Source organism: bacterium, from assembly GCA_024228115.1.
In the GTDB taxonomy this organism is placed as follows: Bacteria; Myxococcota_A; UBA9160; order UBA9160; family UBA6930.
Genome location: JAAETT010000172.1, coordinates 1 through 12,337, shown reverse-complemented (window position 1 = coordinate 12,337; position 12,337 = coordinate 1). Strand labels below are relative to the sequence as shown.

Here is a 12,337-nt window from a genome sequence, read left to right as displayed (position 1 = left end):
GGTGACAGTCTGTGCGGTAGTATCCGGCTTCATGAAGGGGCCCTTGTTGAGGGGAAACGCGTGTCGCAACACGTTTCTACCGCAACTGGGGCCTTCTTCAATTCAGGAACGCGACTTCTTCATGAATTATTCGGGCTAGGCCCGCGAACGAGCTCCCCGCAACAATCATCTGCGCCCCACTCATCGATTCTTCCTCTACTAGTGATACGAACGGCTCAAGGACGAAATTCTCAGGTTTCAGCTGGTCCGAAAATCCCCTGGCACGTCACGAGGTATCCTCACCACGGCCGTCGATCGGATGGCGCTCTCGGCACGAGCGGCCCACCGGCTGATGCGGGTCGCGCGGACGATTGCCGACCTGGCGGATGAGGAGAAGGTGGGGCCGGGCGTAATGGCGGAGGCGGTGGGGTTTCGGGCGGAATGTTAGGTGTCTCGTCCCAGCCCCAGCTAGAGCTTACGACAGAAGAGAACCGTGCGGTGAGGTGGGATGACCGTGTGGGTATGTAGGTCGTCAGCGACGTTCGAGTCTACCGTGCCCTTTCTCTTGACACCAGCCGGCCCTGAAGTCGTGAAACTACCACCCAGACCTTCTACGTTGTCGTCGATATTCGGGTCGAGGCCTGCCCGGTCGGCCCCCATGGGGACCCTCCGTTCGAACTCCATTGCCTCCTCGAATCCCGACGGGCACGTGTTGTCGGTGTCCCAGAGGATAATCGCCCCGGTAGGCATTGATGAGCCTGCATCTAAGGCATACGGCACGCTTGCAATCTGCTGCCGTGGGTCAAGGGTGAACGGGCTCGCAACACCGGGCCCGGTCAACACTTCCAGTTCCATATAGCGTTGCGTCCCGGACTTAAAGACCTGTGCAAGCGGGTTCCCGATGTCGGGCGTCGAGAGCAAGACGTTGTAAATCCCGTCCTTGACGCCCACGGTGAGCATCTTGCCGTAGAGGGGGATTCCGAGGCTCGGTTGTTCGTAGAGCCGGAAGTCGATGGTGTAGTCGCCATCGTCAACCGTCGAGCCATCGGCGAGAGTCAGGACTCCCTGGTAGCTCAGGAGCTCGGGCGCGTCAGCTCGGGTCGGCGCAGGTGCCAGAACGACAGCTGCGAGCGCGGCCAACAGAAACAATCGGTTCGGTAGGGGCATGACGTGACCTCTAGGAGTGGGCTAAGGGTTGGCCTGGTTCAGGATCGTTCGCAGATCGCCTGCATCAATGACTCCATCGTCGTTTGCGTCTGCGGCTTGTTGAGCAATGGCTTGGTTTTGAGCGTTCCCGGGGATCGTCGCGATCAAGGCAGAGTCGGTGACGATCCGGCGACCCACTGCCACGTCGGAGACATTGACGACGCCATCCGGGCGCCCGAGCGGCGAGACATCGCCGGCCTTTCCTGGGTGATCGGTGCCATCAGCCGGATCGCTACCCGTCGCTGCTTCTCCGTCCGCTTTCAGGTCACCGTCGAGATCCCATCCCGCAGGAACGCTCGCAATTGGAACGATCCCGCCGGGTCCGTCGGTGAATCCGTCGCCGTCAGAATCGACGTCGCGCGGGTGCGTTCCCTGCCGGTGCTCCGCCAACCCGGTTACGCCATCGCCATCGACGTCACGGCCCAGGAATGTCTGGGGCTGGAAACCAGGCAGGTGGACGTAACCTGCTCCGAGTGCTGGGCCTCCGTCGCCCTCCAGTGCGATCGGCGTGGCCTGACCGGCGGTCACGGTGCCACGCACTCCGGCATCCGCCCCGCCTGGAACGATTTTCCCGATGGACAGAGGCACTGAGCCGTCTGTCTGGTTGCCCGTTGCGAGGGAACCCAGCACCCCCGCAACCGGATCCGGTCGGATCAACGGATCAGTGGCGCCACCGGGGATGAGTGAATCCAGCCAATCCGTGACTCCGTCGCCATCCGTGTCAGGGCGGAAGCGGCTCGAAGCCAGATTTTCTTCTTCTTGGTTACTGAGGCCATCCCCGTCGAAATCCTCGGACGGGTTGAGAGTGGGAGGGAAAGAAAGCGCGTTCCGCGGGTCCGTTCCGAACGCAATCTCGTCGAGATCGGGGAAGCCATCGTTGTCCTGATCGTCATCCACACCGTCACACTTGCCATCCATGTCGAGATCGGCGATGTCGATAGGATCCGCGTGGTCGTCACAGGCGTCGAGAGGCGTGCAGACACCATCGCCATCGTCATCTGCCCCACCTGCGTAGAGAGGGCATGGGTCATTGCCCGTGCACACGCCCGCAACCGACATGGGGCCATCGCACAGACCATCACCGTCAGCATCTGGGAGCAACGGGTTCGGATCCAGGTTGTCTGCCAACCCATCTTCATCATCATCGGGATCCGCCGCATCACCGATACCGTCCCCGTCCGTGTCCCGCGTCTCGTTCGGATCGTCCGGACGGAAATCATCTCCGTTGAGTACGCCATCGCCGTCGCGATCCGTGTCCGCCACGTCGCCGATCCCATCGCCATCCAGATCGGACTGCTCGTTCGGATCGTGGGGGAACGCATCCTGGGCGTCGGGAACTGTGTCGCAATCCAGGTCCCCAGGGCAGGCCGAGGAGAAATCCCCTCCGGGGCGCGTAGCAACCGCAAGCAACCCCATGGCGTTCACGTGGGCGTCGGTCGGACTCCACACGCCACCAGTCATCTCGTTGTCGTTCAGGAGCTCTGCTTCCAGATTGGCTTCGGGTACACCGAGCCAGTGAAGGGCCGCGAGCCGGGCCGCCACTTCAAGCCTGGAATCGTCTGAAGAGACTGGCGACGTGGTCAAGAAGGCTTGGGGAACCGCCAGATCCACCGCCGTGGCCGTCCCATACAAGCCACGTACGATCTCCGCCGTGATTCCCAGGTCACTAGGCGACTCCGCATCGACAGGTACGAAGTCGCCCCCCCATCCACCATCGAGGCGCCGCCGCCCGATCACTTCCGCCACCTTGGCCGTCGCACTGCCGGTCGTGACGTTCGCCGCTTCGAGCCCCCCAAGCACGAGCGCCGTGTCGTACGACGTCGCCCTTGCCCCCGCGACCCCGCCCCAACCATTTCCATTCGCCTGGGAGTCGAGCGTCATTGCGCGAGCCTTCATATCAACCCCGGTCTCTTCCAAGGCGCGGATCGCACGCGCCTGATAGTCCAAGGACGGTGCCTGACCATTCAAGAGCCACGACTTCGCTCTGCTCGCCGCGACCGTCCCACCCTGTCCAGCTTTCTCCAATGCGAGCAGTGCTTCCGCGGTGGCAACCCATTGGGTTTGAGGTGTACCCCAGGAACCGTCGGAGTTCTGATGGGCTTGGAGCCAAGTTATGGCGGAGGAGCGGGCTTGGCCGAGGGTGGCGGCGGCCACCGCCGTTGGAGGCGTGAGCAGGACCCCGCCTACGATCAGCAGTCGAATCACTTCGCTCTTGATTCTCATCGGCCTCACCTCGCGCTCTCCTCTCACTTCAATGATCCCTGCAATCAGACATCGAATCCTGACCCGCTCACTATTCTGTGCGCTTCCTCCTCAATGGCTCTTGCCATGCGGTCGCCCGCCTAGCTATGGACTCCATCATCTCCTCAACCTCGCTCAAGAACACAATCCGAAAGCGCCTATTTGCCTCAACACGCTGAGGGGCCGTCGGATACTTGCAACAGCTCCTGCGCCTCCCTGCCCTTGGTGCAAAAACCGGCACCCTCAATGCATTGCCTCGATGATTCATCAGCGGACGATCCCCTCTCCCTGTGGCCAGAGGGCACGGCCCGTGCACTGACTCATCCGCTGAACAACTCGTCAATCAACTTCTCTAACCGCTCCCCCTCCTCCGTCGGTCGATATTCCGAGTCGAAGCCACATATCTGGAGACGTTCCCCGCAGAGATCCCGGAGAGTATCGGCGTCGTCCAGAGTCAAAACTCCACCACCTGATCGTGCCTTCTCGATTCGTGCCCGAAGCTCAACCGAAAGCTCGAGAGCTTCGAGGATATATTCGAGGTCTGCCTGCGAGAGTCGCACTATTCGTCCAACCCAAGCTGACGCAATAGACGTTCGACCTTCTTACTCGAAGTCGGATTCACGGAAATGATCTCGCCCGTGGCTGGGCTACGCACAACCTCTGCCTTTCTTCCGACGAATCGCTGGCTCGGCCTACCCCACTTGTCAATCTTGACGGCTCTCGTCTGCAGCGGGTTCCGAATCGCATCCAGCTCATCGGCTGTCGAAACTCGACGGCTGATTTTTTGCTGCACGCCGTGGGGGTTGACTCGAATCCCGGTCCGAGTTGCGCCCCCTGAAACCGCTCTCCCGAGCGATCGGAGCAAGAGCCCTTCACCAAGCGAAATGGCACCCAGTGCCACGTTCGTCGGCTCAGAAAGGAAGGAGAGGACCGAGTTTCGTCGTGCTGCTGCTCCAGCCCCGTAGAACGTGCTGCCGTCGCCCTCGAACAAGGCTTGCTCTCGCTGTGCCTGGAAACCAACCGACCGTGCGTGAAAGAACTCACTAACGCCCGATACACCAAAGTGTTCGACGGAGCCCAGGAACTCACCGAGCGATGATGGTGGAACTGCGGCCCGAATCGTTGGAGCGTTTTGGCTTTGGGAATAGCTCCCCGGCCTCAGCCCACTCGGATCCCAAAATCGGTACGGGTTGTTCGATGCATACGCATACATCTCAGGTGCATCGAGCCCCAACGGGTCAGACTGGAGGAAGCTGCCGGTCGCAGGGTCATAGTGCCGAACACCCATCCGAACCAGCCCGCTCCCGCCTTCGGTCCGCTGAGAAGCGAAGCCTCGCTCAAGCGCGGCCACGCCGGAACGGACAGACCCGAACGACTCGTACCTGGCTGGTGGTACGTCGAGAGTCGTCGCGCCTGCCTCGTCCGTCGTACTTGTCCGTGCAACATTCGCGCTTCCGTCGCGATAGATCTGATGGACGATGTGGCCTGTCGCCGTCAGGGTCACCTCGGCCATGGCGGAATCAACGCCCGCGCCACGGACGATTCGATGGCGCTCGACGCCTTGGATTTCCAGAGAGGGGCTCGGATAGAAAGCGGCACCCCCGGTTTCGAAGCGCTGGTAGAGGCTCCGCTCGGCGTCGTATTGGAGGTCGGACACGTAGCTCCCGTCGCTCGCACTCACGGAGCGAAGCGCGTTCAAGGCGTCATATCCATAGGTGGTGGTCACACCCGCGACGAGGTGCGAGATGCGGCGGCCGGCTCCGTCGTGGGCAAATTCTTCAAGAATCGTATCCGTTGCCGTTTCCTTGATGCGAACGAGCTGATCGGCGGCATCAACGACGTGGGTCGTATCGAGGCCGCTGCGGGCTACGTGGCCGGTTCGGTTGCCGACCGCGTCGTAGCGGAACACCTCGGTTTCGGTGGTCGGGTAGGTGACATCAGTGATCCGGGAACGAGCGTCGTAGAGTAGGGCGGTCGTACCCTCGGCGGTGGCAATGCTGCCTGGATTTCCAAGTAGGTCGTAGTCGGTATAAATGGCGAAATCACCGCTGCTACCGGGGATCGTCATGTCCACTCGATCCAGGAATCCGGTGGTATTGAACTGCGCCGTCCAGCGGCCTCCGCTTGGGTCGTCGCGGCGCACGAGCCGCCCGATGGCGTCGTACTCGAAGTGCCATGTGCCGGCCTGGCTGTCGGTCACGCGGGAAAGGAGGCCCCGTTCGTCGTGTTGGTAGTTGACTCCGATGCTGGGACTCGCAACGCCAGTCGGCTGGATGTGGCTTATCAGCTGGCCATCTTCGTCGTAGACGAAGCGTTCGGTGCCAGCCAGCGCTTCTCGGATCGAAGTCACTCGATCCAGGAGGTCGTACTCATAGAACCGTTCCACATTGCTGACAGCCGCCCGGCTCTTGGTCAAGCGCCCGTAGGCATCGTATTTGAAGGTGTCCGTGTTGAAACCCGGGCCGCCGGAAGTCGAATCAAGGCGAGCGGTCACCAATCCTCGCTCATCGTGAACCCGGTGGACCTGCTCCCCCGCTCCGTTCTGCGATTGAACGAGGTTTCCGACTTCGTCGTAGGAGAAGTAGCTGTGACGGCCAAGACCATCTTCGGTCGCGACGACACGCCCAAGCAAATCGTAGTCGACCTTCGCGCTGTGGCCTTTGGCGTCAACCTTTTCTACCAAGCGGCCCAGAAGGTCGTAGAGAAGCGTGGTCGTCGCCTCGTCCGGAGTGGAATCGGCCACCTTGAGGGTACGGCGGCGCCCCAGTTCATCGTACGTGGCAACACTTCGCCTCGACTCGGCATCCAGGGATTCCAAGAGGAGACCCATTTCGTCATAGAGGGGCGCATGGAAGACCAGGCGGTTTCCGGGCGCCCGGACTTCGAGGGGGCGGCCCTCTTCATCGTACTCGGTCGTGGTCTCCCGCCCGAGGGCATCGGTGCTCCGGATTGGACGTGCCAGCAGATCGTATTCGGTGGTCGATACGGCCCCGGATGGATCGGTCACGGCGACTGGATTTCCATCCAAGTCGTACGCCGTCAGGCTGGTGCGGCCGAGTGGGCTCGTCGTCGAGATCAGTCGATCTCGTTCATCGTACGCAAAGCTCGTGGCATGACCCAGGACGTCTTCCGTCTGCGTGCGACGATCCATCACGTCGTAAGTGAAGCTGGCGTCGGTCCGGATCACTGGGCCCGGCTGCGCCGGGTCGGGTACGACGGTTCGTGTCTCGGTTGGAAGGCCATTTGCGTCGTAGTCGATCTCTTGAATCGCCCCGGACGGATCGGTCACGGTGAGGGTCCGGCCCAATTCGTCGTAGGTGGTTGAAGCCGTCAGACGAGCAGGCCTCGCATTCGAGCCGATGCCGATGGTCCGGTCGGTCTCCACCGCAATGGGCCTGCCCAAGGGGTCGTTCATCACCCGAATCGAATGGCCGTATGGGTCAATCGTGCGTTCCACCGCGACGCCCAGGGTGTCGAACTCGAGGCGTGTAGTGGCGAGGCGTCCGTCGCCGAGGTGGGCCGTGGTCTGTACGCGGTTTCCAAAGCCATCGACTTCGTGCTCGCGAACCGTCTTGAGCATTCCGTCCAAGGTCACCCGCTCGGTGAGTAGGTTCCCCTGCTCGTCGTAGATCCACTCCCGGGTGTTTCCGCGCTTATCCGTATGCGAGGTTGGCTGCCCGAGGATGTTGTGGGTCCAGGTCTCCGTCTCTCCGGCTCGGTCGGTGCGAGAGATGAGATTGCCCGCATCGTCCCACAACGCGGAGGACGAGAAGCCCAAGGCATCCGTCTCCTGGGTTTGCTCTCGCGTGGCAGGATCCAGAAATGTGTAGTCGGTGACGACACCGCGGGGGCTGACGAAGCGCGTCACGTTTGCGTAGCCATCAAAAAAGTGCGTCTCGACCCCGCCGTCCGGGTGGACAACGTCAGTTCTCTTCCGGAAGTAGTTGTACGAGAATGTGGTCGTTCGGTCGAGGGAATCCGTATGACTGTAGACCGTGTCGTTCGGGTAATAGACGAACGTCATCGAGTAGTCGCCGCTGCCGTTTTGATCGCGGTCTTCTGGCTTGGAGAAACGAAGCAAATTGTGATTGAGATAGGAGTTCGAAAGCCCGCCGTAGTACTCGTAGCTCCAAGGCCTTCCCGAGCCTGGTACCAGCTCTTCCTTGGCCACCTGAACCGGATCCATGTATTCGATGAGATCCGGCGCGGAATCGACGGTGTAACGCCATTTTCTCTGGGTCCAGTCCCGGATCTCGGTCAAAAATCCGGTCTGCTGGTCGTAGAAGAACTCGAGATCTCGATCAGCAGCATCGGTCACCGAGGTCAGCACGCTACCGGTGTAGTTGCATACGATGGTGTTCCCGTTGCGATCCGTCAGAGAGGAGATCCGCGCGATCCCCTGCCCGTCAGCCGGACGGAACTGAATCACCATGCGTGATTTAGTAGTCAACGTGTAGGAACCATCACCGTTTCGGATCAGCGTATGATGGTTCCAATCTTCCGGCGTCAGCGAAACTCCGTCGTCTGCCCACGGCTCCTCGGCAGCCGTTTCATCGACCCAGACCGCGGTCTCGTCGCCTGAGACGCCCGGATCTCCGGGATCCTCGCGGATATGCTGTTCGAAGCTGTGGACCCATCCGTGGCCTAGCACGCCTTCGTAGTCCAAACGAGAGCTGTAGGTACGCACCAGGCCAAGGTCCATTCCGCCAGGACCAGGAATCAGGATGTCTTGATTACTCTCGAAGTAGTTGCCGTGGGTCACGCTGACCGGATCCCCCGCCCAACTGCCATTTCCCAATGCGTGTGTAAAGGATGGAATATGAACCTGATTCGCCTCGATCACGCTTGCAAGCGCTGAGGGGAATTGCTGCTCGCCGCCACCGATGTTCACCTCGCTTCCGAAGATCGGGCTGCCTCCTCCCGCCGCAGACGGAGAGATGATCATGCTCTGGCCCTTGCTCCCGTCTGCCTCCTTCGTCTGCCGAACGAACACATAGCCATCCCAGCCGTTGTAGCTGAACTGCGATCGAGTCATGATCCTGAGTTCGGTCGTTGTGTTCGAGTGTGGAACCCACGGAAGGCCGCAACTCCCCGCTTGAATATTTCCCTTGTGGGGTTCCTGGGTCTGCGCCCAGAAGCTGCGAGCGATCTCACAGAACGTCGCATAACCGATGTTCGGGGTATTCATGGCCGCGCCAGGCGAGATGTGATGGGAAAGTCGATTGAATGCCCGCACGAAGAGCGGCGTTTCGCCGGCCGATTCACGCGTGAGCTGAAAGCCCTTCACCGTGGACACCGCTTCGACCCGGGCGATTTCCTCCCAGACCGCATGCTCGACCGCTGACCCATGGTGGCTAAGCAGATCGAATGCATGGTCGCTGTTGGCCGTTGTTTCTGTCGATTCGTGGGTCGAGATCGCGAACACCCCCTTGAGATCGATCAAGAGCTCTGATGGGTGGATTGCGAAAGGAACCTCAAATAGACGATCAACCTGTCTGCCGGACGAGACTAGCCCTGCCGATGGCGCTCCAAGGGGAATCCGGCGGTGGAGCGCTAGGATGCGGTCCACTCCTCGGCGTTCGACCCACCAATACCAGCGGTCAGCCAATGCCAGGAGCGACCCCGTCAATACCTCCTGGGCCGTCATGTCTTGAGCGAGGTAGAGCTCGGAAGGCCCTTTGTTGCCGTCCTTATCGAGATCAATGAAGATCTCTTGCGTCCCCGGCTCCTCGACGAGCGGGTAGGTCTCCCCCGCCTCGATCAGTGAATCGGCGATTTCGCTGATACGAGTCGGGCTGGATGTCCAATCGTCGAACGACGGCAGATAGACTCCGCCCGCGGCCAGGTCGTCATGGACAGAAAGTGTGTTTCTCACCGGCGGGCCAGCACCTGCAAACATCGGCGATCGCTCTTCGACGGCGAGGACCAGCGTCGTGCCGAGATCGAATGTCGAAGTCGCCCATCCAATCGGTACGCCGTCGAGCGAAACGGTCGGAAGCGTCACGATCGGGTTTCCGCTCACGCCAACGAGGGATTCATAACCTTCGGGCTTCAGGTCCCCGATGGATGCTCCGGTCGCCGGGAAGGTGAGCGTCAGCCTCTTGCCTTCCCACTTTGCGGACCAATCCGACACCTCCATGACCTTGTTCGGATCACTCAGTGGAAGGTCCTGGCAGTTCGTGGTCCCCACCGTGCATAGGTGAAGAAGGCGTAGATAGCGGTAGTCGGGGGCACCAAGTGTACCAGCGGCCGGGTGGGGGCTCGCCATCTCGTGGAGATCAATCAGACTTGCGGCACGATTGACCGGCAAGACACCTGACAGACGATACGGGAGCGCATTCGGAATCACGCCGGGTTCTTGCTTGATGATCGGCCCCCCGCGCATCGCGTCCTGTACGGAGAGGGCCGCCCCGTTGGTAGAGGTGGAGGCCAAGTGTGCCCGCACTTGATCCTCGAAGACCTCGGACGTCAGCATCGGCGTCACGCGATCGTAGTACGACGCGTAGTCGAAAGTCAGCGCCGGATCCGTCCCAATGCCCAGACCCGGGTCCGGTCGCCAATCGCGAAGCTTGAACGAGGGGTCAAGGGGCACCCAGGTCGGGCCCCGCTTGGCGGGGTGGTCTTGCGTACCTCGGTAGCTCCCCATCGGCACCTGCGCTTCGACCCAAACATTGGTCGAGCGGATGCGTCCGCCAGATGCAGTAATCGCACGCAGACCGTTGGCAAGCGTCCACCCCTCTGGTTGCGTCAGATGAAAGGGCCTCGACTTCGTCCCACCCCAGCGTGCACCCGCTTCATCCCCTTCGACTTCGATCACACCGCGAACGAAGCGAGCGGGAGTGCCTGAAACGCGAAGCAGCGACACAAGGAGAGCGGCGAGGTCGTACTCGTTTCCTCCTTGTGCCAGAAGGGTCTGCTCGGGGCCCTTCCGGAGCCCATAGTAAGCTTCATAGTCGAACTCGTTTCGCACGAACTCGAAGATCCGCACTGGGTCATTGCCGAGATCCAAGGCCTTGTCTTGGATCCGCTGGCTCAAGACGACGTCCGGCAGCTCCTCTTGCAGGTACGCCGGATTCGCGTTTCCGCTAGCCACCCAGACCACCTGGAACACGATCAGGAGAACGAGAATCTTCACGGCGTGTTCTTTCCAGCGCCCAACACCGCGGGGTGGTTCGCGCCGAGCGTTCGTACAGTTGGACGATCGCCCAGACCACCTCCGATTTTTCGGCTTTGCGGCAGCGAAGCCTCGAGATCTCTCAACAAGCCAACCGCTACTTGCGTTCGTTCCGCAGGCGTACCCGCATCGACGAGCGTTTGGCACCGGGCAGCCAGCTCAGCCATTCGGCCTTCGATCGAGCGTCTCTTATTTCCCGATGCTGATAGTTCGGAAGAGGCCTCCACCCAAAGGCCCTCTATCTCTTGCATCGATGCACCGACGAGCTGGGCTTCGGCGGATCCGTCGCCCAGGCTTGCTGCACGCACCGTATCGAATAGCGACTTCCTAAGCGCATCCAGGCTGCGCCCCATCAGTTGCGATGGATTGATCTGCTTGCGCTCTCGTACAACCTCGCCGAGGAGCTTGTCAGCGACCGCACGAGCCTGTGGTTTTGCGACGGGCGATGCCGGCCCAGCATGCGAGCGCATTGAAGCAAGGGCGGAGAGAAAAAGGGCGAGAACAAAGGCGATCCGCAGGAATACGCGAGAATGCATCAAGAGCCTCTAGTGAATCGTCAGAGGGGGAACAATACTCACGCTCAACGGGAACCCGTCCTCGTCGTATCCCTGAACCTGAATCGAAGGTACAACGATCAGTGCGGGGTCCAAGGTCGCATTTGCTCCGTCGTCAAGCGTGAAGACGAGCGATACTTGGTCGAAGGGTAGGCCCTGGGACGCGAGCGAAGCGACCACGTGACCTGTTGCCGAGTCATCGTTGATCCATGTGATCGGACCCCGCTGCATACCCGATATCTTCGGAGCAATGACGCTCTTCACGTCGATAATGAGCCCGGGATAGTCAAGGGATATCTCCAGCGCGTGCACCGGGGCCGACAGGTCGAAACGGATCTCTGGGTTCGGGATCGCCTTGTAGAGTTCGGCGGCCACAAGGAAGGAGCTGGTGAACCAGTTGAAGAACTGGAACAATGTTTGGGAAGCTGACCCTGCAACAACCGTAAGGTCGCCATTGTAGGCGTAGCCCGTGATCTCCTGTCCGGCGAGCTTCCTGACGACCTCAAAGTCGTAGTCATCGGCGGGTGTTCCGCTTGGGATGTCGACGGCGGACACGATCTGGCTGGCGATCTCGTACGAGTCATATGCGATGGTCGTCGGGTGCGGGACGACCCGCGACGTGGCCCGGGTAGTGAGGGGGTGGGTCGTTCCGTTGGTCTTCGACTTGAGCCGGTAGAGCATCTCTCCGCGCTGGAAGTCGTCGTGATCCGTCCCGCCATAGCCAATCACAACGTCCGCCTGGGGATTCACGTCCGTGAGGACCGGGTAGGTGCCGTCCAGGGGAATGAGGATTGTCGAGCCTGCGACGGCGGTGCTCGGAGCAACCGGCCCTTGGCATGCGGCCAGAGTGAGCGCAGCGACTACGAGAGCTACGAGTGTCTTGGTGCGCACCGACTTCCTCCTCATGGATCAACTCCGACGTCTACTCCCGTCGCACCCTACACGCGTGCACCTAACATGTGAACACTTTTCGTGAACTGAGTGCCTCCAGCTACGTCCGAGCGCCTCCAACTGTTCCTCCTAGCCGAGCCTTTCGTGTTTCAGGGGGATGTCCCAGAACCGGTTGATTTTCTGAGAGTTTGAGAGCGGCGGCTCCTTCACCCTCCGTGTATTACGGAGGGGGTCACTACACCAAGAAGGAACCGCCACCATGACCAAGCATGCCAAGAAGTCCGATCATCTC

At 60.8% G+C, this 12,337-nt stretch carries 6 protein-coding genes; 1 reads left to right on the top strand and 5 read right to left on the bottom strand.

Features of this window, described 5'->3' with window-relative positions; genetic code table 11:
- Nucleotides 1–226 precede the first annotated feature (226 nt).
- Nucleotides 227–427 carry a hypothetical protein gene (locus GY937_08655; GenBank protein ID MCP5056777.1) on the top strand — a complete coding sequence of 67 codons (201 nt, stop codon included), beginning with the start codon at nucleotides 227–229 and terminating at the stop codon, nucleotides 425–427.
- A 20-nt stretch (nucleotides 428–447) separates the two neighbouring features.
- On the opposite strand, the gene GY937_08650 is transcribed toward GY937_08655, so the two are convergent.
- From GY937_08650 to GY937_08630, 5 genes are all read right to left on the bottom strand, one after another.
- Nucleotides 448–1,146 (bottom strand): hypothetical protein, encoded by a 699-nt coding sequence (locus GY937_08650; protein ID MCP5056776.1) that lies wholly within the window; start codon nucleotides 1,144–1,146, stop codon nucleotides 448–450.
- Between the two features lie 21 nt (nucleotides 1,147–1,167).
- On the bottom strand, nucleotides 1,168–3,408 hold the full coding sequence (locus tag GY937_08645; protein ID MCP5056775.1) for a hypothetical protein: 2,241 nt from the start codon (nucleotides 3,406–3,408) through the stop codon (nucleotides 1,168–1,170).
- Nucleotides 3,409–3,985: 577 nt separating this feature from the next.
- A complete protein-coding gene (locus GY937_08640) occupies nucleotides 3,986–10,561 on the bottom strand; it encodes a hypothetical protein (protein ID MCP5056774.1) in 6,576 nt (2,191 codons plus the stop codon).
- Entirely contained in the window at nucleotides 10,558–11,070 is a 513-nt protein-coding gene (locus GY937_08635; protein MCP5056773.1) for a hypothetical protein, read from the bottom strand. The genes GY937_08640 and GY937_08635 overlap by 4 nt, the downstream gene beginning before the upstream one ends.
- 75 nt (nucleotides 11,071–11,145) lie before the next feature.
- Nucleotides 11,146–12,045, bottom strand: a complete 900-nt coding sequence (locus GY937_08630) for a hypothetical protein (protein ID MCP5056772.1) — start codon at nucleotides 12,043–12,045, stop codon at nucleotides 11,146–11,148.
- Nucleotides 12,046–12,337: the final 292 nt, after the last annotated feature.

Coding starts and splice junctions, on each gene's coding strand:
- GY937_08650 (MCP5056776.1), bottom strand. CDS start 1,146: ATGCCCCTACCGAACCGATTGTTTCTGTTGGCCGCGCTCGCAGCTGTC.
- GY937_08645 (MCP5056775.1), bottom strand. CDS start 3,408: ATGAGAATCAAGAGCGAAGTGATTCGACTGCTGATCGTAGGCGGGGTC.
- GY937_08635 (MCP5056773.1), bottom strand. CDS start 11,070: ATGCGCTCGCATGCTGGGCCGGCATCGCCCGTCGCAAAACCACAGGCT.